The 26,260-nt window shown below is 35.0% G+C and carries 21 protein-coding genes, 1 tRNA gene, 1 rRNA gene and 2 pseudogenes; 6 read left to right on the forward strand and 19 right to left on the reverse strand.

From position 1 onward, the window contains the following. Positions 1 to 11 precede the first annotated feature (11 nt). Positions 12 to 496, reverse strand: a pseudogene (locus tag HUB95_RS05365) (RDD family protein). Beyond that, on the reverse strand, positions 496 to 1,134 hold the full coding sequence (locus HUB95_RS05370) for an HAD family hydrolase (RefSeq protein WP_209452390.1): 639 nt from the start codon (positions 1,132 to 1,134) through the stop codon (positions 496 to 498). Before HUB95_RS05370 ends, HUB95_RS05365 begins: the two are co-directional and overlap by 1 nt. Positions 1,135 to 1,285: 151 nt before the next feature. On the opposite strand from HUB95_RS05370, the gene HUB95_RS05375 reads away from it, so the two are divergent. The 3 genes from HUB95_RS05375 (at position 1,286) to HUB95_RS05385 (ending at position 4,157) form a co-directional block, all read left to right on the forward strand. Then, positions 1,286 to 2,119 (forward strand): hypothetical protein, encoded by an 834-nt coding sequence (locus HUB95_RS05375; RefSeq protein ID WP_015589463.1) that lies wholly within the window; start codon positions 1,286 to 1,288, stop codon positions 2,117 to 2,119. An 855-nt stretch (positions 2,120 to 2,974) separates the two neighbouring features. Continuing rightward, positions 2,975 to 3,505 carry a phospholipase D family nuclease gene (locus HUB95_RS05380; RefSeq protein ID WP_197907079.1) on the forward strand — a complete coding sequence of 177 codons (531 nt, stop codon included), beginning with the start codon at positions 2,975 to 2,977 and terminating at the stop codon, positions 3,503 to 3,505. 109 nt (positions 3,506 to 3,614) lie between these two features. Beyond that, positions 3,615 to 4,157 carry a hypothetical protein gene (locus tag HUB95_RS05385; protein WP_006279913.1) on the forward strand — a complete coding sequence of 181 codons (543 nt, stop codon included), beginning with the start codon at positions 3,615 to 3,617 and terminating at the stop codon, positions 4,155 to 4,157. A 338-nt stretch (positions 4,158 to 4,495) separates the two neighbouring features. Here the strand turns inward: HUB95_RS05385 and rnc are convergent, their stop codons facing one another. From rnc to HUB95_RS05475, 17 genes are all read right to left on the reverse strand, one after another. After that, complete coding sequence (rnc, locus tag HUB95_RS05395) at positions 4,496 to 5,194, reverse strand: ribonuclease III (RefSeq protein WP_197907078.1); 699 nt, start codon at positions 5,192 to 5,194, stop codon at positions 4,496 to 4,498. A 187-nt stretch (positions 5,195 to 5,381) separates the two neighbouring features. Beyond that, positions 5,382 to 6,458 carry a quinone-dependent dihydroorotate dehydrogenase gene (locus HUB95_RS05400; protein ID WP_015589461.1) on the reverse strand — a complete coding sequence of 359 codons (1,077 nt, stop codon included), beginning with the start codon at positions 6,456 to 6,458 and terminating at the stop codon, positions 5,382 to 5,384. A 130-nt stretch (positions 6,459 to 6,588) separates the two neighbouring features. Then, a tRNA-Cys gene (locus HUB95_RS05405) sits at positions 6,589 to 6,660 on the reverse strand. A gap of 5 nt (positions 6,661 to 6,665) precedes the next feature. Continuing rightward, positions 6,666 to 7,562 (reverse strand): class I fructose-bisphosphate aldolase, encoded by an 897-nt coding sequence (locus HUB95_RS05410; RefSeq protein ID WP_041573616.1) that lies wholly within the window; start codon positions 7,560 to 7,562, stop codon positions 6,666 to 6,668. A gap of 64 nt (positions 7,563 to 7,626) precedes the next feature. Beyond that, positions 7,627 to 9,933, reverse strand: coding sequence for an AAA family ATPase (locus HUB95_RS05415; protein ID WP_209452391.1), 2,307 nt, complete (start codon positions 9,931 to 9,933; stop codon positions 7,627 to 7,629). Between the two features lie 203 nt (positions 9,934 to 10,136). Further along, complete coding sequence (locus tag HUB95_RS05420) at positions 10,137 to 11,363, reverse strand: DEAD/DEAH box helicase (RefSeq protein WP_244662753.1); 1,227 nt, start codon at positions 11,361 to 11,363, stop codon at positions 10,137 to 10,139. A gap of 35 nt (positions 11,364 to 11,398) precedes the next feature. Then, on the reverse strand, positions 11,399 to 11,650 hold the full coding sequence (locus HUB95_RS05425) for a cold-shock protein (RefSeq protein WP_006279919.1): 252 nt from the start codon (positions 11,648 to 11,650) through the stop codon (positions 11,399 to 11,401). A 174-nt stretch (positions 11,651 to 11,824) separates the two neighbouring features. Then, positions 11,825 to 13,159 carry a TldD/PmbA family protein gene (locus tag HUB95_RS05430; protein ID WP_010081974.1) on the reverse strand — a complete coding sequence of 445 codons (1,335 nt, stop codon included), beginning with the start codon at positions 13,157 to 13,159 and terminating at the stop codon, positions 11,825 to 11,827. A gap of 18 nt (positions 13,160 to 13,177) precedes the next feature. Next, positions 13,178 to 14,050 carry an ATP synthase F1 subunit gamma gene (atpG, locus tag HUB95_RS05435; protein WP_010081973.1) on the reverse strand — a complete coding sequence of 291 codons (873 nt, stop codon included), beginning with the start codon at positions 14,048 to 14,050 and terminating at the stop codon, positions 13,178 to 13,180. A gap of 198 nt (positions 14,051 to 14,248) precedes the next feature. After that, complete coding sequence (locus tag HUB95_RS05440; RefSeq protein ID WP_007548692.1) at positions 14,249 to 15,469, reverse strand: hypothetical protein; 1,221 nt, start codon at positions 15,467 to 15,469, stop codon at positions 14,249 to 14,251. Beyond that, positions 15,466 to 16,197, reverse strand: coding sequence for a hypothetical protein (locus tag HUB95_RS05445; RefSeq protein WP_209452392.1), 732 nt, complete (start codon positions 16,195 to 16,197; stop codon positions 15,466 to 15,468). The genes HUB95_RS05440 and HUB95_RS05445 overlap by 4 nt, the downstream gene beginning before the upstream one ends. Next, entirely contained in the window at positions 16,190 to 17,419 is a 1,230-nt protein-coding gene (locus HUB95_RS05450; RefSeq protein WP_209452393.1) for a lipoprotein-releasing ABC transporter permease subunit, read from the reverse strand. Before HUB95_RS05450 ends, HUB95_RS05445 begins: the two co-directional genes overlap by 8 nt. Positions 17,420 to 17,552: 133 nt before the next feature. Further along, positions 17,553 to 18,842, reverse strand: coding sequence for a sugar phosphate nucleotidyltransferase (locus HUB95_RS05455; protein WP_015589455.1), 1,290 nt, complete (start codon positions 18,840 to 18,842; stop codon positions 17,553 to 17,555). Positions 18,843 to 18,954: 112 nt separating this feature from the next. Beyond that, positions 18,955 to 20,193, reverse strand: a complete 1,239-nt coding sequence (locus HUB95_RS05460) for a hypothetical protein (protein ID WP_141456696.1) — start codon at positions 20,191 to 20,193, stop codon at positions 18,955 to 18,957. Positions 20,194 to 20,277: 84 nt separating this feature from the next. After that, positions 20,278 to 20,634, reverse strand: coding sequence for a succinate dehydrogenase, hydrophobic membrane anchor protein (gene sdhD, locus HUB95_RS05465; RefSeq protein ID WP_010963113.1), 357 nt, complete (start codon positions 20,632 to 20,634; stop codon positions 20,278 to 20,280). Continuing rightward, complete coding sequence (gene sdhC / locus HUB95_RS05470; RefSeq protein WP_015589453.1) at positions 20,631 to 21,008, reverse strand: succinate dehydrogenase, cytochrome b556 subunit; 378 nt, start codon at positions 21,006 to 21,008, stop codon at positions 20,631 to 20,633. Before sdhC ends, sdhD begins: the two co-directional genes overlap by 4 nt. A 100-nt stretch (positions 21,009 to 21,108) precedes the next feature. Continuing rightward, positions 21,109 to 22,613: ribosomal RNA gene (locus HUB95_RS05475) — 16S ribosomal RNA — on the reverse strand. Between the two features lie 153 nt (positions 22,614 to 22,766). Here HUB95_RS05475 and HUB95_RS05480 point away from each other — a divergent pair. The 3 genes and pseudogenes from HUB95_RS05480 (at position 22,767) to HUB95_RS05495 (ending at position 26,246) form a co-directional block, all read left to right on the forward strand. Continuing rightward, complete coding sequence (locus HUB95_RS05480; RefSeq protein ID WP_209452394.1) at positions 22,767 to 23,381, forward strand: hypothetical protein; 615 nt, start codon at positions 22,767 to 22,769, stop codon at positions 23,379 to 23,381. Between the two features lie 834 nt (positions 23,382 to 24,215). Continuing rightward, positions 24,216 to 25,164 (forward strand): annotated as a pseudogene (locus HUB95_RS05490) (IS5 family transposase). Positions 25,165 to 25,544: 380 nt separating this feature from the next. Next, on the forward strand, positions 25,545 to 26,246 hold the full coding sequence (locus HUB95_RS05495; RefSeq protein WP_141457284.1) for a P44/Msp2 family outer membrane protein: 702 nt from the start codon (positions 25,545 to 25,547) through the stop codon (positions 26,244 to 26,246). Positions 26,247 to 26,260 lie beyond the last annotated feature (14 nt).

A 26,260-nucleotide genomic window follows, 5' to 3' on the forward strand; every position in this document is an offset into this window, starting at 1 on the left:
GTTATAGCAACTCATTTAATAGTTCCTTTGATAACAACCGTATTAAATAGCATGTCGTGGTATGTCTGTTTCTTTTTAGAAAAACAAGCAACTAGATACCAGCAGAGAGTGAGCAGCACTATCATTACTTTCAATGCACTCAAGACATTCACTAATACTTCCTGATCTTGCAAAATTCAGTAAGGATAACTGCTACACTGTTTAACAAAGGAAGAAAAAACTGGGAAGTGCTTCTGTCAAACGCTAAATTCAAGTCTATTTTAGAATTATCTAAATTGATAGTATATATATTCAGTAACTGTTGGCCGGGAGTTGCTTGGGCCTTTGAAGATATAAAATATGTGAAGTAACTACAATTTACACACATGTATGATAGATGTAAGATCAACGGAGAATCCTCTAATAGCAGTATAATTAATAAAGTTGGAATTAATAAAATTGCTACATCTATTAAATACGCGCAAAAGCGCCTTTTTATGCTGGCAATCTCTGTCATTACCTATCTTCTAAATACTTTATTACAAAATCTGTAAGTTTATCAAAATGTTGAAAACATAACAAATCTTCATAACCGCTTATTGATTGACCGTATATAATAGGTAAACAATTGGCATTTTGTGCACACAGAACATCTGTGATGCTATCACCAACGAAAAACACATTTTCTCTATTTATAGGCAACGTACTCTCTTCTAGTGCAAATAGCAGTGGGGTTGCAGATGGTTTATCTTCCGCGGTATCGCATGACCCAATCACTCTTTCAAAGTAAGAATCCAGTTTAAAATAGGTAACTTCTTCACGTAAATTAGTATTTTTCTTATTACTTACTATTGCTAGATAAACATTGTGGCTTTTCAGTGTCTGCAACATTTCCTCTACTCCTTGATTCAGAGCAATGTTTTGTAATAGCGCATTATCTAAGTATTGTTGATATATCTGATTCGCTTTTTTCCACTGATCGCCAAATAAATTGACCATATAGCTCTTTCTCGACTCATGGGAATTTCTATCAGCAGCTTTATTACTATACCCCATTGAGTTTATGGTATGCTTAATAGCATTAAAAATATTATCTTGAGTGTCAACTAAGGTATTATCCCAATCGAATACTACTGCTAATGGGCTGTTTTTCATTTCTATATTGTTATATATTTTAAGTTAATAAATAAATAGCATTTTAATGAAAAAGATATAAATAGGACGCTCTACCACAAGTTATGTTAACTGTTTTTTATATAATTAGCTAATATACTGGTTATATGATATGTTTTAATAGGTAATAGGTATGGCCCAGACATCTCAAGAAAGTGTTGAAAAAAAGTTTAAAGACGTCTTTGAACGTTCTCCAGGTGCTTTTCCAGAAGGTACTTCATTAGAAGAGAAGGTTAATTATATCGCAAAAGGAACAAAGGCTCTAAAAGCTGTGAAAAGTAAGGAGCTTGAGAACAAAATGAAAAACGTCGCAGAATTGAATCAGAAACTTGAAAGTCAAGAAGGACGTGCAGATGAAAAAGCACGTCAAGATTTTGAAAGAATTGCTGAGCTTGACCAACAATATAAAGGGAAGGGCATCTTCACAAGTGAAAAAGTTGCAGAATTAAAAAATGACAAAAAATTTCAAGAAGCAGCTAACACTCTTAGAGAAACTACAACAGAAGGTAAAAGTGTTGAACAGAGTGGACAAAAAAAGACTTCTGAGGCTTCTGTACAAACAGATACACAGCCATCAGAGCACATCGTTAGTCCCTCAGTGAGCAAGAGTTCTGTAAAAGAGAAGCTCAACACTGAGCCGGACAAAAAAGATACCACGCCTCAACCACAAGAAAATCAAAAAGAAGAAGGGTTTTTGAGTCTTCTGAAGCGCTTTGTTAAGAAAATATTAGAAAAACTTTTGGGTGAGGATGAAAAGAGTGTGGAGAATACTCATGACATGAGAGAAGATGCTCAAAGAGATACGTCAAATAACGAAGAGCAACAAAAGAGTAAGCAGCTTGATGAAATTTTAAAGGACAAAAGTGTAAGCGAGGGTTTGAAGCAGGCAACAAAGCTTGAGAACCCGGCAATAACGCCTGTTAATACTCCTAAAGTGAATGAAGTAAACACGGGTCGTGAAAGGTGATCCGCTTTCAAGCTTCATTATACCGCCACGAACCGTCATACCGCCGCGGTATCTCATCCGCTAACAAGTAACGGGATGACGATTGTCAGGGTGTCATCCCAGTGTCCCTATGATGTCATCCCAGTGCCCTGACTACTTGGATCTAGCAAGCTTTGCTTGCAAATAAGTCTAATACGCGTCGCGTTTTATGCCAAAACACAATTGGAGTTACATGCAAAATAGATCCCAGTGTCAGCTACTCGGATGACAAAAAAAGGAGCACTGGGATGACACCATTTGTTGTATTTAACAAAGTTCGTACTTAGCTTCATGTTAGCTATAAACATTAAGAAATTTACCAAGCGAAAAAAAGGCAAAAGAAGCCCCAGCTAATATCTATTTTAGAACATTGGCGTTTTTTAAGTCTTAAACACTGCAATTTAGCTGCTTTTAAATGCAACTCACCTTAGTTTAAATGTTTAAGAAATTTACTAAGCAGAAAAAAAGGCAAAAGAAACCCCGTGTTAGCTAGTTGTCACTCCCTAATCCTGCAAATTGGCGTACTATACTGTCTTAAACGACTTATAAGCGCGTTTCAGCTTGTGTAGGTAAAAACCTAGAAATATTGTGTAGACATAAGGTGCACATAGTGCAAAAAATTAAAAATAAGACGCCAACTACGTTGTTTTCTTGCTGTTTAATCTGCACAGATGAAGATAACTGAATACCTTCAGTTTCATGATAAGGGGGCTGGCGGAGTTTGTCAAGTAAGTTTTTCGTTTCTAACGGTTGTTGCCAAAAACTATGCAAGAAGTCTATTGACAGGTGATTAAATTATAATGTAGCCTATCGCCGTATATCCGGGGGTGGGTTGTTGTGAGGCTTTTTCACTTTTTATTCTTGTTAATGTGTTTTTCTCTGTATTACTATGCGGGTTTTATATTTTCGCCCTGCCCAAAAGCTACGGTTTGCTTTTCACCTGGAGAAGATTGTGCTGTACCGATAATCAACGTAATAGATCAGTCTAAAAAATCTACCTTAGTTCAAGAATATACATTTACTCTTGGAACAGTTGCAAAATCTTTGATTAATGCTAAAGAACGCGGTGTTGATGTTAAAGTCATCTTAGATAAATCGCAACTCTACTCAAAATATAGTGTTATAAATGAATTATTTTCAGGTGGAGTACCAATTTGGATCGATGATAAGCCAAAGATTGCTCATAATAAGATAATGATTGTTGACAATCAAAAAGTCATCACAGGGTCATTTAACCTTAGTAAGACAGCTAAAAAAGGAAATGCTGAAAATTTATTAATTATTACAGATTATCCTGAATTGATTCAGCAGTATGTGAAAAACTGGGAGGCACGAATGTCACAATCTTACAAATACGCTCCCAACTAATCGAGAGCGCTTGCTCAAAATCAGTTTTAAAAACAGCAAGGGAGAGCTTTTTTGATTGATTGGCATAATGATTATGATATAATGAACTAAAAATTTAAGGAATAAAGTAATGGATTATATAAATGATGCTGCCGGTAGCTACACTGCTATTCATGATTTTTTTCAAAACAACGGTGTTGGAGATTACAAAGTTCAATGCAATTATGGTGGGGTGCCGTATGCTACTGATGAGTACGTGCATTCTGGCGATAAATTTTGGAGTAATAATTTCATAGACTCACATTTTGGCAGGGAAATAAAAATGTATCCTCAAAGTGAACTTTTAGCTAAAGAATATGCTGGAAATACGTTGCCAGTTTCAATATCACTAGATAAGGATTTAATAAAAATGAAGGAATGTCAGAAAAAAACGAAATTTGTGGAACTAGAAAGGGAGTCAGGTGATTTAGTGCATGATAAGCAAAAGTATGTAAAGTGTTACACAACAAAGCTATCATATGATGATGTACATATTTACAATAACGATAAAGTTTCAACATTTAGCATAAAATACGACGTGCCAAATGATCCGAAATACAGTTTAAATATAACATTTACAAAGGTTAATGATAATAAACCAGGATTTTGGCAGAAATTTAAAAATATGTTTTAACGTGACCATTCACTGGTTTTTACTCAATCAACCAACAACAGTTAATATCAAATTTTTATAATTAAAAAATATGCTATTTTTTAAAACTTTCATTCTCCTTGACTCTGTCAACTTCACAAAACAACTCTTGGACCAAATGTATCTGGCATAACACCTTTTGGTAACTTGCTACTTCTTTTTTTCCGCATCTCCGACAACAGCCATTGATATTCCACTACATAAGGCTTGATTTTTGGTAGATCAACTTTTTTATGAATAATACTATGCTTCTCCTTAAATTGACCATTTACCCTAAACGCTATTAGCTTCCTTAAAATTTACATTAATGCCTATTTTGCCTAAACTGAAGCGTCTTTTCCAATTTTTTCTAGCATCAACTCAGCAGCTTTTTGTTCAGCAATCTTTTTACTAGAAGCGCATGCAGAAACTTTACCATAATCTTCTATGCAAACTGATATAGTAAATTCAGGATTGTGCACTGGTCCAGTTTGTTTTACAAGCTCATACTCTGGTAAAGGCAATTTGTTTTTCTGAGTCCACTCTTGCAGTGAGGTTTTAGGATCTTGAGGGGGGTCAAGCATGCCTTTAGCTAGCTTTTCCCAATATTGGATAATAAATTTTTCAACATTTTCAAGCCCGCCATCAATATAAATTGCACCTATTAGTGCTTCAAGCGAGTTTTCTAAATTTTTTAAGTTACATCTCCCTCCATTGCAGCGTTCACTATTATTCATGATGATAAAGCTGCCTAATTTTATTTCTTTAGCAACATTAGCAATGGTGTTGCCACAAACTAAATCCGTCTTTCTTTTTGCCAATGCTCCTTCTTTTTCTTCAGGAAATAGTTTAAACAGTGTGGCAGATACAACCATATTCAAAACACTATCGCCCAAAAACTCTAGTCTTTCGTAGCTTACAATCTGGTTTTTGCTATTCCTTTTATTTACGCTTGGGTGAGTTAGTGCCTCTTCTAATATTGCATAATTTGTAAATTTATAATCAATGATCTTAGATATTGCATCATTCAAACTCTTCATACCCATTATTTAAAAGAATAACACTTCCTACCACACCTTTATACCAAAGAATTAGTTTTGTTTTATTAAAATAATACCAACAACTTCCAAAATATACAGTTTAATAGACTTCTTGCATAACCATTATTTGAATAATGATTCATCGATGTTATTCCAGTGTCGGCTACTTAGGTGACAGAGAAGATGTTTAATGTATACAACCCACCACCTCACTAATGTTACTAAATCCATCTCTCCTTATTAGTTCTGCAAGTTCTAGATTAATTTTGTTTACAACTTGAGGTCCGTGGTATATGAGAGCAGTGTACAACTGCACCAAAGAAGCTCCTGCCTTTATTTTTTTATATGCATCAGCACCACTTGAGATTCCTCCGCATCCTACCAACAATATTTTGCCCTTAGTAAGTTTGTACATATCGCTCAATAACTCGGTTGAAAGTTTAAACAGCGGTTTGCCACTCAACCCACCACTCTCGTTGTGGTGGGAATGTAAGTTATTCCGACTGATCGTAGTGTTGCTCACTGTTAATCCGTCAATCTTATATTCCAACGCAAGCTCAGCGATATTTTCTTTCGTTTGCTGATCTATATCTGGTGAGATTTTTAATATTATTGGTATGGATTTAGAATTATCAATTGATTTCCGGGTTAGAGTTACGGATTTCAACAATTCCAATAATTCTTGCTTATTGTGCAGATTGCGTAAATTAGGCGTGTTTGGGGATGAGATGTTCAGCACTATATAATTGCTTTTTCCATATACTATCTTTATTAAGTCAACATAATCGCTGATTTGGTCCTTTGATGTACTGTTTTTTCCTATGTTGATGCCAAAAATGCAATCATCAAGCTTGGTTTTATCTATTTGTTTAAGAAAGTAGTCTATTCCTTTATTGTTAAATCCCAATCTGTTAATTACCCCTTGATCTTTAATTAACCGAAAAATTCTTGGTTTTTTGTTTCCATATTGTGGATTACGAGTTACAGTACCAGTTTCAATAAATCCAAAACCAAATGAAAGCATAGGCCTTATAACTTCTGCATTCTTGTCAAAACCTGCAGCCAGACCCACGGGGCTTCTGAGCTTATTACCAAAAAAATTCACACTCAAAGATTCTGGTAGCTCTATAGGATTCTTATAAGGTATTTTCTTTAATGCCATAATTGCCAAAGAGTGAGCAACTTCGGGCGGCAGTAAAAACAATAAATCACGTAATATCATTTTGTAAAACACTTTGCTTATTTTTAGTTTATTTTTTACCATGAAACGCTATAAGAGTATAACCATAACTTGAAAAGAAATTGATTTTACTTATGAATAATTTTCTCTATAGGTTACACACTTAAAGCTACTGTTGAATTGAGCAACTTTTACAAGATATAGAAAATGAAAGAGGCCGGGACCGGAATTGAACCGGTATAAAAGGATTTGCAGTCCTCTGCATAAGCCATTCTGCCACCCAGCCGTTTTTTATGTGTAGATATCCATTATATCTTTTAGCATAGATAAAGCTTCCTCCCTTTTGCGTTGGAAAGTGTTACGTCCAATGATTGAACCATTACCACCACCCTGCTTAATTTCTTTCGCTTCATTGCATATGTCATTCACTGATTTCGACTCGCCACCAGAAAAAATTACTATTCTTTTTCCTGCAAAACAAGATCTTTTAACATATTCAATTCTTTTAGGTAATGATTCAATATTTTCTGTTTCTATTTTCTCCCTTTCCAAATATTTAGTTGGAAGTTTTACTTTTATTATATTAGCGCCAAGCAAAGCTGCCATGTGTGCAGCATAGGCAATAACATCAACCGCTGTTTCACCTTCTTTGGAAATTCCTTCACCGCGTGGATAAGACCATAGCACTACTGCAAGCCCATAAGATTTGGCTTCAGCTATGATTCCACGGGCTTCTTCCATCATATCGAAACACTTAGCAGAACCAGGATATATAGTAAATCCGACAGCTAAGCAGCCCAAACGCAGCGCATCTTTCACAGAAGAGGTTATTGCCTGATCAGAGGTTAGATCCTTTGAATGTAAAGAGTTGGAACTATTAAGTTTCAAAATAAGTGGGAGCATTCCAGCATAAGTTGCAGCACCAGCTTCAATCATACCAAGTGGAGCAGCATATGCACTTACTCCCGAATCAACCGCAAGCTGAAAATGATAATGTGGGTCATAAGCATCAGGGTTAACTTCAAAACTTTTAATTGGACCATGCTCAAATCCTTGATCTACTGGCAGAATCACTAACTTGCCAGTACCGCCAAGCTTTCCATGCATGAGAATACGAGTAAGATTTGCTTTTACCCCAGGGTTTTCACTTTCGTAGTAGCTTAGGACTTGTTTTACTTTATCACTTATCACTATAATTCAAATTGAATTTAAGTTATAGATTGTAACAAAGATGAAGTTCAATACAAGGATTTTAAACTATATCAAAAGCAATTTTATTTTCTACTTTATTCATATAGATTCTTAATTTCTTTCCTTTTATTAATTTACGATTCAGTATTTCTTCCGCTAAGTAACTTTTTATCTCTTTTTCAATAAGTCTCTCTATCGGACGTGCTCCCATTTCCTTACTATAACCCATTTGTACAAGATAAGATTTCACTTCATCCTCTACCAAGCAGTTTATGCCTTTTTGTGTCAGTTGCTTTTTCAGTTCTAGGACAAATTTATCCACAATATGCAAAATCACATCCGTACTTAAGTCGGAAAAAGAAATAATCGCATCAAGACGATTACGAAATTCAGGGCTAAAAACCTGTTCTATCGCTTTTTCACTATCACCAATGTTAAAATTTTTATGCCCAAAGCCAACAAAACTTTTGCTGCGTTCAACTGCTCCTGCATTAGTTGTCATAATTAAAATTATATTGGAAAAGTTAACTTTACGTCCGTAAGTGTCTGTAACGCAGCCATAATCCATAATTTGTAGCAATATATTATAGATATCGCTATGAGCCTTTTCAATTTCATCAAGCAGCACAACACTATATTGATTGTTAGATACAGACTCTGTGAGTAATCCACCTTGATCATAACCTACATATCCAGGAGGAGAACCAATCATCCTTGATATCGTATGAGATTCAATATATTCGGACATATCAAAGCGTATAAGATTCATGCCCATGCTTTCTGCTAATTGTTTTGCTAGCTCGGTTTTACCAACACCGGTTGGTCCTGCAAAAAGATAATTTGCTAAAGGCTTATTGTAATTTCTCAACCCAGATTTAGCAATTTTAATAGAACTAACAAGAGATTCTATTGCCTGCTCTTGGCCAAAAATCACCTTCTCTAGATTAGCTTTTAAAGATTTTACTTTCTGCAAATCATCAGATTCAGATCCACAAGGCACATTTGTAATTCTAGTAATGGTATTCTTAATATCTCTACTATTTACAATTTTACCCCTGTTTCTTAGCAATTTACAATATGCCCCTGCCTCATCAATAACATCAACCGCTTTATCAGGTAATATTCGCCCAGTAATATACTTATGCGAAAGTTCAGCCGCAGACCTAATGGCATTCTTTGTATAATATACTCCATGATACCCTTCATAGTAGTGCTTTATGCCATCTAGTATCTTTATCGTTTCATTAACAGAAGATTCTTTAACATTAATTTTTTGAAACCTTCTCGCTAGTGCTTTATCTTTTTCAAAACTAGCGCTGTATTCTCTATATGTAGTTGCACCTATACAACGCAGTGTACCTCTTGCAAGCGCAGGTTTGAGTAGGTTACCTGCATCAAGAAAGCTACCACTTGTAGAACCTGCTCCAATGATAGTGTGTATTTCGTCAATAAAAAGGATAGCACCTGGTTTTGCCTCAATTGCTTTTATTATAGATTTTATTCTCTCTTCAAAATCACCTCTGTAGCGTGTCCCTGCAAGGAGTGATCCTAAATCCAAAGCATAAATTATACTGGACCTGAGCGCACTTGGAACACTGCCTTCAATGATCTTGAGTACCAAACCCTCAACTATTGTTGTTTTGCCAACACCTGGGTCTCCAACATATAAAGGGTTGTTTTTTCTACGCCTCAATAATATTTCTATAGTGCGATTTAACTCATAATCACGACCAATAACATAATCTATTTTTTTGCTTCTTGCATAGTCATTTAAATTTTTACAATAACTTTGTAGAATTTCCTCATCTTTTAGTAGCTCACCTTTATTTACTGTAGTAGGAGCGTCATTATTTTTATCAAGTTTTACTTTATGATTGGTGGTGTATTCATCTATATCGCTCAAGTATTTCATATTAGATATATGGTAAATCAAATTGGAATCTTTCGCATTTTGTTTCTGCAATAGATTTTCAACGTATAAGTCTTGCCTAGACAAAATTTCTACTAGAACATTTGCTCCATTTATTTCTTTTTTTCCCAAGCTATGAGCCCGTATTATTGCTCTGTGTATTATGCATTGAAACACTGAGCTAGGTTTAACTCCACTGATAATCAATTCAGAACTGCTTTGTAAAAACCCTTTTATATTATTATTATAATCATTAGCCTTAATATTGCATCTTGATAGAATGTTATCCATACTGATGATTTCATCGGCTCTGATATTACATCTTGATAAAACGTAATTTACATCCACGTCTTTAGTTAACGCCAGCAATAAATGTTCTACTTTCGCATATTTAAGATTAAAATTAGAAGCAATGAATAGTGCTCTATTCAAACTTGCCTCTAAGTTTTTGGAAATCATCTCCTATTCTCTTTAAAAGTGGGAACTCATATATAATGAATAGCACACAATTATTAAAAAATTTGAAATCCAGCAGTTCGCTGTAGCCAATTTGAATCCCACTCTGGATCTACGTCATAGCACCGCAATATCTCAGCATAGATTCCGCTAATGAGTAGCGGAATGACGAGTTTTACGCTTATCAAATTGTAGGTAAATCCTATTTAATACGCTTTTTCTAGTACTCTGCTTTTCTTCTTAAATGCATTGATCTTTTTTCTACCGTATTTAGTCTTTAACGTACTTGGCCTTTTAAAGACCTTTTTGCTGTTACGTTTTTTAAATTGCACACTACAATCAAAATTTAGCTCTCCTTCTTTGTCTGCCAGTACAGGCAGTCTTCTCTTATCTTGAGGTGTAACAAAAGATAGCGCATACCCTTCAGCTCCAGCGCGTGCAGTTCTACCTATACGATGAATATAGTCAGCTTGCGATTGTGGTGCATCATAATTGATAACATGTTGAATGTGGGGAATATCAAGGCCGCGAGAAGCAACATCTGTTGCAACCATGATTTGATTACGGCCACGACGAAAAGAATTAATGACCCTTTCGCGCTTGTGCTGCCTTAAATCACCATGAATTGCTAAAGCGCTATAGTCATCTTTGTGCAATCTGTTAGCTAGCTGATCCGCTCCTCGCTTTGTTTTGACAAAGATAATGATTGATCCTTCGCGCTGACATAGTTGTGTAACAAGCTTTTCATATTTTTCTGATTCTGATGCATAAACAATTTCTTGCTTAATTTTTACAGAAGTTGTAACCTCACAATCAACAGAAATACGTTCTGGTCGATTAAGGTACTTCTCAGCAAGTTTTACTATATCTCCAGGAAGAGTTGCAGAAAACATAAGAGTTTGCCTTATTTTAGGCAAATGCTTCATAATTTCTTCAATCTGAACTCCAAAGCCCATATCAAACATACGATCCGTTTCATCAAGCACAAGAACGCTAACATTGCGAGTAATCAAAGTTTTACGCTCAATATGGTCTATAATACGACCAGGAGTACCTATTACAATTTGTGGTTTTTTCTGAAGCTGATTTAGCTGCCTAAAAATAGGCTCACCACCAATCAACAAAGCGACCCTTAGTGCAGAATTTTGAGATAAGAGTTTTCTTATCTCATTTGTTACCTGATGCGCAAGCTCTCTGGTTGGCACGATGACTAAAGCTGAACCAGTGTTAGGCTCATTCAGCAACTTAGCAACCAACGGAATAGCAAATGCTAAAGTTTTTCCAGTCCCCGTTTGAGCAGATCCGAGAATATCTTTACCTTGTAGCGCTAAGGGAATCGCTTGTATTTGAATCGGAGTTGGGAGGAAAAGATTATTTTTATCTAGAGCTTGTCTAAGCGAAGCTGGGAGACCCATCTCATGAAAATTATTCACAATACGTTAATCCTGTTAAAAGACTTCATAATAGATTAATCTTCCAATCTTAAATTTATTGCAGATTTTTTATCTTCTCCGTTTCTACCGCGCTCCTCTTTAACCTCATAACTCACCCTTTCTCCTTTTATTCCCTTCTCTTTATTCTCTCCTTTAAGTGCCTCAGGTCTTATTCCCGAACGTTCCAATGTGCTAATATGTACAAAAACGTCACCCCCTTTACCTTCTGGCTTGATAAAACCATAGCCTTTTTCGGCATTAAACCATTTTACATTACCAAATTCCATTTAAACAACTCCTAAATTATTAACTAACATTACTAATGTGATGAAAAACTTTGAAATTACGATTGAGAATGCTTTAAGCTTAGCTATTGAAACTAAACCTTTATACTCCATAGTCTATTCTTAACATTACATGACAATAATACACAATTGTTGTACTTGATGCAAATAAATTTTTTAATCGTTAAGCGAACCTGCAACCGTCATTTCGCTAACTTTAATCGTTGGTGAATTAAATTGCCCACAAAAAGTTAGATCATCTGCAACGACTAAATTGCTAAACATATCCTTCAAATTGCTAGCAATGGTAATCTCATGTATTGGATACGTTATTTTTCCATTTTCTATAAAAAATCCGGAAGCGCCTTGGCTGTAATCGCCATTGATTAAATTGACACCAAAACCAAATAAATCAGTTACATATATTCCCTCTTTCACTTCCTGAATTAATTCTTCAAACGATACATCACCATTCTCAATGTAGAGGTTACTAGCTGCAGGAATAACTGCAGCATTACTTGCACGAGTTGCACTTCCGGTTGTTTCTGAGTCTAATTTTCTAGCCGAGTATAAGTCTAAAATCCAATTTTGTAATATTCCGTTTTTTACAAATATATTTTTCTTGCTAGTTATCCCTTCTCCATCAAATGGTCTCGATGCTATGCCTCTTGGCAACAATGGATCATCGATAATATTAATTCTATCGTTGAAAATCTGAGCGTTTAAACTACCCCTCAAGAAAGAACTGTTGCTTATAATACTGCTCCCATTTATAGCAGAAGCAAAACTTTTTACTAGCCCTTTTGCTGCTCTTTTTTCAAAAATAACTGGAAATTTACCAGTTTTCATTGTACGTGAATTCAATTGATCAACTGCTCTTTTTGCTGCTTCTTTTCCCATTAACTCTGGCAACTTTAAATCACTAAAATTACATGCTATATCATAATCGTAACCAACCTTCATTTCACTTTCTCTTCCAGCAACAACAGAGACCTGATTAGCAAAGGTTGATTTACTAAACGAGCCAATAAAACCAGAAACAGTCGATAATACTGTATTCACTAAAGCGTATGAAGAAGAGGCTCCTTCAGAATTAGTGATACTCTTATGTGCAAGGGCTGAATTTTCTGCAGCTTCAGCAATTTCTTTTAGGTTATCAACGGTTACAACATTATTATCTGAGATACTTAAATCTGCAGAAGAGATATAATTACTACCATTTACAGCAAAATTAATGCAAGGATCTTCTGGCGCATTCTTTGCCATTTCTACCACTTGGCTTACTGTATCACTCAGATTATTCAAATCGTTTGTAGAAATATACGCAGCTTTGTTTTTACCTGCTATAGCTCTGATTCCTACAGTGCAATTTTTAGATTGTGATATTTGCTCAATTTTTGATAGACGCTGAGAAACTGAAGTCTTATTAGTTTCATATATTGTAACTTCCGCATCTTGATTTTGCTTTTTTATTAGTTTAGTAATATCTGCTGCAATATTTAATATATTCATTTTCTATTCCTTAGATTTCTATAAAGATTCTGCACCACCTATAACTTCAATTAAATCAGTCGTAATCGCTGCTTGACGAGAACGATTATAAAGCAATGCTAATTTGTTCAGTATCTCTTTAGTGTTTCTGTTTGCTGATTCCATAGCAACCATTCTAGCACTATTCTCACTCGTTGCACTTTCAAGTAAAGCAGAGTAAAGAGCAATTACAACGTAATCTTGAACCAAAGATTTTAAAATAAATTCAATATTTTGTGGTTCATACTCATAGCCGTAATCTGTTGTTGGACCAGCCAGAGAGCTATCAATCAAGGATGAGTCTTTACTCCATGGTTTTATTGTTTCCAACATTGGTTTTTGCGTGAAGGTATTATAGAATTTACTATAAAAAACTTTAACTTTATCGTATTTACTTAAATCTATACCATCAACCAAAGCTTCTACGTGCTTTAACGTGATTCCCTTACTATTTTCAATTTTTAAGATACTTTTAGAGTCAAATCTATTTTTACCTACATCAAAAGCTTTTTTACCAAGAAATACAATATCTACTTTTTTGCCATTTGCGATTGACTTATTTACACGCTCTTGACTAAATTTGACAATAGAAGAGTTAAAGTTGCCGCACAAGCCACGATCAGACGCAATAATGAATACTAGGTAAGAACCGTCGTTACTGACATTTAGAATTTTTGCCAGTAATTCTTGATCAACTGATAGCATTAATGAAAAAATAATGTTATGCAGCTTAGATACATATAATTTTGAATTTAATAACTTCTTTTGGCTTTGTAACAACTTTGCTGCAGAAACCATTTGCATTATTTTCGTGGTTTTCTGTACAGACCTAATATTCTTAATTCTTAAGGATAATTCCTTTAAGCTCTTCATTTTGTATACAACCCTGATTTATTAAAATATATAACTGTTAGTGTCTAAAAGCAAGTTTTTTTGACATTAAAACCAAGTCCAGCTAAGAAACTTGCAGGTTTATTGTTTGGAGATAAGGATTATATTAAGAAAGTGCTCTAACTTCAGCAATATCAATGTGAAAGTAGCCTAATGGTAATTTCTACACTTTGTGGAATTTTATAATATATAATAAACACAATTAAAACTATTACAACTTGAACACTTATGATCCCATTGTTCTAGTTCCCTGTTACAATTTTTACATTTCCAGCCTGGATCAGGCAAAGCTTCTGAGCCCATCTTGTTTAGCCAATAAATCACCTTGTCGTGTTCTTGCAATGTAACCTTGAGTTGTATTACAATAAAGTAGATTGACATGTAATTAGCTTTTTTCATAGCAGTGTCTAAATATTGACTTGCAAGATCATATTTACCTGAACTCATTGAGGACAAAGCAAGTAAACAGTAACTAAAATAATAATCAGGGCGTAAGTTGTATAGTCTTTCAGCACCTTTACTATTTAAATTGATGTACATTTTAGCTGACTGAGGAGTAGGATTTACTGTATACTCTGCCTCTAGCACTGCAGAAGCTTTTCTGATTTTTCCAAGTTTAATATATAATTCTGCCTTTAAATAATTGATGGGCTGAAAAATTGCACTATAACGTTGTGCTCTAAATAAAGACTTTATAGCCTCCTTAAAATTTCCTTTACTTTCATATTGCTTTGCTAAAGCGCAATAAAACACTGCAAACATTTCTTTATGATCAAAGGGGAGAAAAATATTGGACTTAACTGCTTCCTTCAACCTCAAAATTGCATTAATCCAATCTTCTTTCAATATGCAATGCTCTATTTGAAAGGGAATAGATAGCATTTTATCGTTAATTGAACTAGAGCAATATTCTATAAATTTTTGAAAGACTACTTTTTCTTGTTTGAGGTGGACAATCAGCTTATTGGCTAGAAGTAGAGCTAAGTTACGATTTTTATTTGCAATATTTGTTAAACCGTTACTGAAAAAGCTGTAATTTCCCGTCTTACCTGAGTTAAAGAGCTTTATTAAAGACAACCTATCGCTCTCCTCACTCAGACTTTTAACTAGCTTTTGGGCATTCTCTATATTGTCTAAGTCTATGCTAAAGAAAGCTTCAAAGAGAAGCAATTCTTCCCTATCCCTTCTTCTATTTCTTATGTTGGCAAATGTTGATGAAATGGAGGAAAAAAAGCGTACAAGTGTAATTAATAAAAATAATAAAACTACACAAGTAAAAATAATGAAATATAGATCAATACTTATAGTGTAATTGCCTAATTCCAATTTTATTACTTCACCACTTACCTTGACCCATATACCAAATAAAAACGAAAAAGCGAAAATTATAAAATAAATCATGAGATATATTGTAATAAGCGATGATATATTGTTGAAATATTCTTAGAAGCTACAATAAAACCATTCAATTTATTCAGCCATGGATTGAATTCTGAATGCGTTAAATTGCTTACTGTAACAGTTATATTTTGCCAATCATTATCATTTATTGACTCCTCAATTTCTGCGAATTTTACTCTTAATGGATCATTTCGGTCGTCTACCTTTATCCAGTTTGAAATGATTTTTTTAGACAATGTACTTTTGTTGTAATCGATAGTATCAATAGTTTTTTCAAAAGATAACTTCAATTCGTGTAAGGTATTTATCTCTTTCAAATTTTCTAATTCATCTACTGCATTTTCTATCTCTGGATCGTCAAGCTCTGATATCAAAGGCTTTATTGAATTTATATGGTTATCAAATTTTGCTTCTCGCAATAACGAATTCTTCATTTTAACCACAAGTAATAGCAATTTTGCAAGGTTCTTACATCTTGAGTTATTATCACCTTGCTCACATTGAGTATGCTGACTTCTCTTGAGGTCAAATATCTTTTTTTCTATTCTAGATTGATTAACTTCAAGCAACATTCTAAATTCATCCATGTTTTCCGTTAAAGCTTTCACATTGTTTTCACTCTCTTGCTGATTTATTTTTAAAAAGATTATGTTATTTATTGTGATGTAACCGGTAAATAACAATACAATTAAGAACCAACCTATGTACTTTTGCTGAGTATCATTCATAACGTAGTATCTCCGCAGGATCTTGTGCAGCTGCCTGCAACGCAGGAGCAATTGTCGCTAAAAATGATAAGAGTAACGCAAGTGCAGAAATATTTACTGCGTCTTGGGGTACTAATATCACTGGCAAACTTGAAAAAAAGTATATCATAGGATCAAACAGCTTGACGTTAGTAATGTTTTCTAAAAACACTCTAATGCTTTCGATATTGAGAGAAAAAACGACACCTATAATACAGCCAAGACAAGTTCCCATAAAACCGATTAATAGACCACAAGCGCAAAATATACGCATAATGCTTCCACTTGTTGCACCAAATGTACGCATAATTGCAATCGCGGATTTCTTTTCTTGCACTATCATCATTAAATTTGAGATAATATTAAACGCTGCTACAACTATAATCAAAGTGAGAATTAAAAACATCACATTTCTTTCAGTTTTTAAAGCACTAAAATAATGGCTTTGCTGTGATTGCCAACTTTCAGCTTCCATTCCTATTTCTTTTTCTATAGCATCTGCCAGCTTATCAGCTCTAGTAACGTCGTCTACAAGTACTTCTATATTTTTTATGCTATTTTTATAATTAAAAAAGGCTTGTGCTGATTTTAGAGGCATATATATCAAGGTATTATCATACTCAAACATACCCATATCAAATATTGCTATAACTTTATATTTTTTCATTCGCGGCATTTCACCAAGTAATGCATCAAATTCTTCAGATGATATAAACGTAATTTCGTCGCCATAGTCAACGTTCAAAGCTTCTGCTAAGCGTGCTCCTATTATTATTCCTTCATCAAATTTTTTTACATCACCTATAATTACATTATTTGTAACGGCAGTACTATCAAGCAAGTCTTTAGTTGATACACCTCGCACTACGCTACCTGCAATTTTACCGTTTGCTACAATAATAACTTGATCATTGGTCATAGGAGTAGCTTTTAATATACCAGGAATTCTCTCAATAGATTTTGAAACTGCGTAGTAATCTGAATTTATGTTCCTATCAAAATAAACATTAATATGGCCATCAATGCCAAGTATTGAGTCAAGCAACTTTGCTCTGAATCCGTTCATCACAGACATCACCACTATTAGTGTTGCAACTCCAAGGGCAATGCCGATAATAGAGAACAAAGTCATTATAGAGCAAAATCTGGCATTTTTCGCTCGCAAATAGCAAGCAGCCATAGTAATTTCAAAGGCAATGGACATTACAAAATATTTTGAGGTTAAACATTATATTTTTGAAACTTCGTATAATTGTAGACTTTTCTTTATTTGAAAACTAGAGATTTTTGCTTCCTTAAATTTAGCAGGCTTATAGAGTATCTTTAACATTAGAATTTCAAAATCTTCCATATACATCATCCAACCTCACTATATCATTATCAGATAAATGCTCTCCTATCTGAAATTCAACTATTTCAAGTGGAGAGCTTATGCTTCTATTTTCAATCCTATGGGAAACTTCCCTTGGGATTTCTATCATATGGTCTTTTGCTATAGCATATTCTTTGTCTTCTAAACTAACATACCCAACTCCTGATAGCACTATATGGTATTCATCTCTATAGTGATGGAATTGCTTAGAAGTGCAGCTTAATGGATTTATAAAAAGATATTTTATAAGAAAATTTTCGCTCATTAAAATTATACTACAAAATCCCCATGGTTTAACTTCTTTCCTTATCACCTTTACTTTCTTAACTTTATGAATAAATGAAATTAGACTTTTGTTTGGTTGCTTACAAGCTCCACCCAATAAATTTTTATTACTTTTTGTCGTTGAAACTGGTTCTTTTTCTCTAATCACATGCTGAAATGACACCGGTTCTTTACTAAACTTCTCACTCAATTCTAAAACTGAATTCCAAGTTCCAACATCCAACCAATCGAAATTAGCTTCTATCATTGCAACGTTTTTTGCTTTCTCCATCACCAAGTAATCAATGGATATGCCTTCAATTCCTGCAAAATCTCGTTGTTTTAAATACAGAAATCTCTCTTGCGGTGTGAAATATTTAAAACATAAATTGTAAAGATTCGGGGCAGATTTTTTAATCTCATCTATGTAGCGTTTTGCTTTAAACACAAATATTCCAGAGTTCCAATAATGATCGTTACTTAACTTACGCTCGGGCTTTTCTGTAAAATCTTTCACTATATGACATTTTTCTTTCTGATCATATACTGCATTTATATAGCCGTATTCAGAATTGAATTCATGAGGCTTAACCCCAAAAGTGACTATAGAGTTAGTTTCAGAGGCTAACTTAGACGCTTTTTGAGTAGAAGCATAAAAACTATTCAAATCACCTATAAAATGGTCTGAAGGCAGAATTAACATTGTCTCGTTTTCATTGCAGAGAAGTGCAGCAATTAATATTGCCGCTGTTGTTCCAATTTTCACTGGTTCGAAAATCACTTTATATTCTTGCAGTGCATGCAATTCCTCCATCACTAATGACTCGTACTGTATATTTGTAGCAATTATGGGCGGCATATAATCGCTTTTTAGCCTCAACAAAGTGTTGTGAAACATAGTGTTCTGACTAAATATTTTCTGAAATTGCTTTGGCTTAGATAAAGGCCAAAGTCTGCTACCACTACCACCACACAATATTACAGGGCGCATTTAGTTAAGATATTAATTAAATAATTAATATCTTATACTGAGGGCAAAATACATGCAAGTTTTTGTTGTGGAATAGTTAATAAAGAAAGTAAATGTTGATTTAAAGTAATTGCTAATGAGAGTGATCATGTGTAGCGCCTTGCCCTTGCTGTGAATTTCTTCTATTTTGTAATTCCTCAACATGACCTTTTCTTTTATCACTTAATATTTCATTACCCTTATTTTGTTCTTCCTCAGGACTCTTTAGTATTTCATTACTCTTGCTAACTTCTTTATCATCCCCTTGTTTCTTTGGCCTTCTAGCGTTAAGCTCATCCCATGTGCCCACTAGTGAATCACGATTCCCATGATCCGGCTTTAGCCTTTCTTCACCTTTAATAACATTAAAGTCACTTTTTGCTTCTTCCAAACATCCTTTCAGTTGGTGTTTCCACATGGTGTAGTAAGCATCACCATATTTTTTCTCATTTGCTACAAACAATAAAATTGGAGCCTTAAGTATAGTAGCTCCCATATTCACTAAATTTTTTATTGCCATTGCAGGAGTAAATAAAAGATAACCAAAAGACTTTGCAATTGGGTTTTGTTCGCTTATTAAATACTTCCCTAACTTTATAGGAAGAGAAGTCAACAATTTAGTACAAACTTTAGCCAAGCTTGTAGCAAAAACGATAGGAACAGATATAAGACTTTTATCTAGCTCTAGATTACCATTCTGATCTCTAATTTCTGAAAAATGGGTGCTTAGCTTTTTGTCATCACTAGTGTATAATAATTCTCCATTTCTTCCTTTTTCATCAACAACTTCCTGAACTTTACCTTCTTTATTTTTCACCTCTTTAGTTAGCACAGAAGAGTTAGTTAATTCAAACGGATATTGAGGATTCTTAGTTTTTTGAGCTTCGAAAATTGGCGCGTGTTTTTTCAAATCCATTCTCGAAAAGCCTAATGGCTCAAAGTATGACTTATTTAACCAATCTATAGGAATTTGCTTACCCTGATTGTCTATATAATTGATAGTAAAATAAGATCTATCATTATCTTCATTTTTGGGAACTAAAGATAATCTGAAACTTGGTTGTTTTCTATTCTCATCTTTTTGACCATACAAAAGTTTATAGGTTGGATTTTTATCTTTATCTAGTATAGCATTTCCATGCATATCCCTGTTTTCTATGATTTTAGCAGACTGTACAATTTGATCATAATTTTTTGGATACTGGCATTTCCTTCCATCATACATCATTACCTTTCTAAGGTCTTCGACGTAAACTTGAGATTCAGGTGAAGTAAGCAGACCTTTTGCTTTAAGTGTAAGATCTATTGCTCCCTTTTTTAATGCTTCAAACATATTGTCAAACCAAAATCGCTATAATGCTATAGTTCAATAATAAAACTAGTACACTAATAATATATTAACACATCACCGGTGATTTTACAAGAAAATATGCCTGTAGAAGATAAAGATTGTAAAAGCGAGGGTTATATAAGTAATGCTTGATAAGTACTTTATGCATGTAATTGTAAAAATCCTCAAAGGTACGCTGTGTATATAATCTTCGCATACTACCTGCATTCCAAGAACTGCGTGCCAAAAAATGCAAAACAACAATACAACAAAAAATAAAAGCTCTAGAGGGTGATTAATAAATTTTTCACTAAAAGACAAAGAGCTATCAGTATAAAATGTGCAAGAAAATGAATAGATAAACCAAGGAAACAGGAACAGTAAAATTACCGCAGAAACACGCTGAACCCACCAATGATGTACTGAATTTCCAGACTGACTCATATAAACATAAATAAAAAAGCCATAGTAGAAAGAAGTAGCGTTACTGTCAGCAGTATAGCACCCCTTGAAACGCCAGTAATTTCTAAATTAAGCCCAACATCCCACAATAAATGACGAATACCATTAAGAAAATGATATACAAAACTTATAAAACATAAGACATAAGCTAATTTAGCAACAGGAGTGAATAATAATGCATTTAAGTACCTTACTATAAGTAACTCAGGAAAGTAAACATGTAATATGAAATACCAAGAAAGTATCATTAATAAAAGGAATAGCAAGATACCAGTCAATCTATGCATAATAGAGAAAAAACTAGTAACTTGTACTTTATATATTTGTAAATGTGGAGAAAGAGGTCTATCACTCATAAAATTCCGTTATCGGGAAATTAAAATAAAGTAGAAGTAAAGACAGCAGTATAGCACATAACAACACCATCATTAAAAATGGTAAATTATGTGCAAAGCCTAAGGAGGTAATCCAGCTGCAGATTCCCCTACTGCTACCTTGTTACGACTTCACCCCAGTCACCGATCCCACTTTAAATAACTCCCTCCTTGCGGTTAGGTCATTAGCTTCGAGTGAAACCAATTCCCATGGCGTGACGGGCAGTGTGTACAAGACCCGAGAACGTATTCACCGTGGCGTGCTGATCCACGATTACTAGCGATTCCAACTTCATGCACTCGAGTTGCAGAGTACAATCCGAACTGAGATGGCTTTTAAGGGATTAGCTTAGCCTCGCGACTTTGCAGCACATTGTAGCCACCATTGTAGCACGTGTGTAGCCCACTCCATAAGGGCCATGATGACTTGACATCATCCCCACCTTCCTCCAGTTTATCACTGGCAGTTTCCTTAAAGTCCCCAGCATTACCTGATGGTAACTAAGGATGAGGGTTGCGCTCGTTGCGGGACTTAACCCAACATCTCACGACACGAGCTGACGACAGCCATGCAACACCTGTGTGAAACCCGGCCGAACCGACCCTATCCCTTCGAATAGGTATAATTTCCATGTCAAGGAGTGGTAAGGTTTTTCGCGTTGCATCGAATTAAACCACATGCTCCACCGCTTGTGCGGGTCCCCGTCAATTCCTTTGAGTTTTAATCTTGCGACCGTAGTCCCCAGGCGGAATGTTTAACGCGTTAGCTGTAATACAGAAAGTAAAACTTCCCATATTTAACATTCATCGTTTACAGCGTGGACTACCAGGGTATCTAATCCTGTTTGCTCCCCACGCCTTCGCGCCTCAGCGTCAGATTTGAACCAGATAGACGCCTTCGCCACTGGTGTTCCTCCTAATATTTACGAATTTCACCTCTACACTAGGAATTCCTCTATCCTCTTTCAATCTCTAGATTAGCAGTTTTAAAAGCAATTCCAAGGTTGAGCCTTGGGATTTCACTTTTAACTTACTAATCCGCCTACGCGCCCTTTACGCCCAATAATTCCGAATAACGCTAGCCCTCTCCGTATTACCGCGGCTGCTGGCACGGAGTTAGCCAGGACTTCTTCTGTGAGTACCGTCATTATCTTCCTCACTAAAAGAGCTTTACAACCCAAAGGCCTTCTTCACTCATGCGGCATGGCTGGATCAGGCTTTCGCCCATTGTCCAATATTCCCCACTGCTGCCTCCCGTAGGAGTCTGGACCGTATCTCAGTTCCAGTGTGGCTGATCATCCTCTCAGATCAGCTATAGATCATTGCCTTGGTAGGCTATTACTCCACCAACTAGCTAATCTAATATAGGCTCATCTAATAGCAATAAATTTTTCCCCCGTAGGGCGTATACGGTATTAGTTGCCGTTTCCAACAATTATTCCGTACTACTAGGTAGATTCCTATACATTACTCACCCGTCTGCCACTAAGTTATACCATAGCAGTCTACAATATAACTCCGTTCGACTTGCATGTGTTAGGCCTGCCGCCAGCGTTCATTCTGAGCCAGGATCAAACTCTCAAATTTAGACTTCAACCTATAAAAGGTTGAGGGTACATCGGATAAATCCGACAAAAAATAATTTAGCTTAATACTGCTGTCTTTATTTCTACTTTAGAAATATTTTAATCTCCAACTATTCAAACAACTTTAAGAATATTATTATGTGATATAATCACTATGTCAATATGTTTTTGCAAATCAAAAGCATTAATGTATAAATATATAACTATTTGGAATATTACCATGAAAAAATACATCTTTCTGCTTGCACTCGCGCCAATGTTAGTTGGCATCACATTATACTTATTGCGCAACATTGATAACACAAAACAATCTATAACTGCAGGTGACAAGTTTTACGAAGTATTATTCTTAAAAAAAGATAATAAGACGCTGCTAGAAGAAATAGATTCAAATTGGGAGTATTTAGCAAATTTTGAACGCGCATTCAATCATATCTCAGATTCAATGCCAACAGACACAGCATCTATTTATAATGATTTGGCAGATGATAAAGATGCTCCTAATGTTTTGCGTGAGTTAGCACAATATTTAGAAGTAATGAGCTTACTTCACTCCAACGGTGAAAAAATAAATAAAGATAAAATTGATAATTTAGAATCAAGTGCAGTGTATCCTTATTCAAGCCAAGAAGCTATTGCTGTAGTAAAGATACACAATAACGACGTTAAGGGTGCAACTGAAATATTGCGTTCCCTATTAAATGATAGAAAATGCCCTATCCTAATCAAAGCTAATGCACAAGAATTACTCAGGATATATGGGAGTTAACTCATTGGACTTTTTGCATAGCTTTTGGCAGCGCATCGGATGAAACGAAAAAACTTACTTGACACCCTTCGCCAGCCCCCTTATCATGAAACTGAAGCTATTGTATTTGCTTTCGCCAATCTGCAGATTAAAAGGTAAGGATTACTTAATGTATCGGCGTCTTATGTTCAATTTTTTGCAGTATATAGATACTGTATGTCTTTACAAAACTTCATCTACATCTAGATTTTTATCTAAATAAGCTGAACGCGCTTATAAAGCGTTACAAGACATCAAAAAATGCCAATACTCGACAGAGATAGTAAAAGACTAGCTAACTCGGGGATTCTTTGTCTTTTTTTCTGCTTAGTAAATTTCTTAAACATTTGCAGCGTAAGTTAGTTGCAATTAAAAGCAGCTAAATCTTGCTTGTCAAGCGTTTAAAACATAAAAAACGCCAATATTTTAAAGCGGATAATAACCCCAGGGCTTCTTTTGCCTTTTTTTCGTTTGGTAAATTTCTTAATATTTATGGCTAAAGATTGCACGAATGTTGCAATTACAAAAACGATTTCTACTAGGGTGTCATCCCAGTGTCACGCACTGGGATGACACCATTCTTTTTCCTGGATCCAAGTAGTCAGGGCACTGGGATGACAGCTACCCTGACAATCGTCATCCCGCTGCTTGTTAGCGGATACCGCGGCGGTATGACGTAGAAGTTATACTTTTATGCTTACCAACTTAATAAAATTCCTGATCCCAGTGGGCTTTGTTGCATCGCTCAAGTGAAAAGAACTGGCAGTTACTGACAAAATTCATTATAAATAGCCATTTAACTGTTGAAGAAAAAATATGCCACAAAAAATGAGAGTCAGTAACTGCCATGAATATAACAAATTTCTCCAAGAAAGAGGAAGCATTTTTTGTTATATCAATGACGCCATAGAAAATTGGTACGAGAATTGTCCAAAAATGCAGGGCGGCAACTATATTTATAGTGATAAAGTTGTGATTTTGGTGCATATAATCGTCAGTTTCTTTAGAATTGGTTTAAGACAAACAGTCGGGTTTATAAAAGGGTATTTGCAACAAATAGGAAGAGATTTGGAAGTTATCAGCTATTCACAAGCATCAAGAAGGTTTAAGAAACTTAATATTAAGATAAATGATTGCAGAAAATAATATGGAAGATATCGAAATTGCTATAGACAGTACAGGAATTAGTATATACAACAACACTCCTGGTCACAGCAAGGAAAATAGCACTGACAGAAAATATCGTGGCTATGAGCAAACGAGAAAATTGCACGTAATGTTGAATATAAACAACAAAAAAGCCATAGCTGTAAAATACAGTAACGGTGTCTACTCTGATCACTATGGAGCTTGTGATTTGCTAAAAGAAGTTGATTTTCAGCATGCCATAAAAGCACTATATGCAGATAGAGCATGTGATAGGCACAAGTTTTATAAGTTGTGTAACGAATATGATATAAAGACAAAAATTCCACCAATAAACAATGCGGCAGAACATCCAGAAATAGATTATATGTCTGACAGGAATGCTGCTATTAGGTTAATAAAATTATACGGTGAAGATGGCATGAAAGAATGGAAAAAAGAAGTAAATTATGGGAAAAGATCTTATATTGAAGGGTTTTTCTCAAGATTAAAGCAAATATTCGGATTTAGTTTTAGGAATAAATCTGAGATAAATCGAGAAAAAGAACTGCTAATCAAATGCTATTTGCTTAATAAATTCACTGATATTGGTATGGCTAAATTTGAGATAGTTACATGAATTTACCATAAATCACCATCTCATAAAGTGTGATGCAACAAAGCCATCCCAGTGTCATGCTACTTGGATGACAAGAAGAGGGTACTTGGATAAGAGGCATTGCCCTCCTGGTAGGCCCAAATTGCAATGTTCGTACAGTTGTGGATTTCTCATCCGCTAACAAGCAGCGAGATGACGAGGTCTTTCGATAGTAAATCTTACCTGTGTTAGCTATACCAAAAAATCAAAAGTCGTATTTATTCATTAATAAAATCTTTGTCTTCTCCTAAAAATTAGTTAAAATGTAGAATATTTTGTGTTATTAAGTTAGCACTTGACTTAACTTTAGTTGTTACTTAGACTGCTAAAGTGGAATTTTAATTTTTTTTACGAGGACAATTATGCATTATAAAAAGTTTTTTTCAGCGGCCGCTTTAGCAACGTTGCTAAGTTTATCAAACTCTGCTTTTTCAGATCCTGTTGGTCCAATAAGTGATGAAGAAACTAGCTACTACGTTCGTTTGCAATACAACGGTGAAATTTTACCTCTTTTCACAAAAGTTGATGGTGCTACAGGTGCTAAAAAGAAGACTGCGGATACTGATACAACTACTGACCTTTATAAAGCTTCTTTTATGGCTGGTGGTGGTGCATTTGGTTACAAAATGGACGACATCAGAGTTGATGTTGAAGGGCTTTATTCGCAGCTAAGCAAGGATACACTTGATGTAGCTCCTACTCCAGCAATTGCAGACAGTTTAACAGCATTTTCAGGATTAGTTAACGTTTATTACGATATAGCAATTGAAGATATGCCTATCACTCCATATGTTGGTGTTGGTGTTGGTGCAGCGTATATTAGCACACCTTTGGCAACCGCTGTGAGTAGTCAAAATGGTAAATTTGCTTTTGCTGGTCAAGCAAGAGCTGGTGTCAGCTATGACATAACTCCAGAAATCAAACTCTACGCTGGAGCTCGTTATTTCGGTTCTTTTGGTGCTCATTTTGATAAAGATACTGCTGCAGCAAGCAAAGACAAGGGGGAACTCAAAGTTCTTTACAGCACTGTTGGTGCAGAAGCTGGAGTAGCGTTTAATTTCTAGTCTATCTCAGTCTT

The sequence above is a fragment of the Wolbachia endosymbiont of Ceratosolen solmsi genome (genome assembly GCF_017869155.1).
GTDB lineage: Bacteria > Pseudomonadota > Alphaproteobacteria > Rickettsiales > Anaplasmataceae > Wolbachia > Wolbachia pipientis.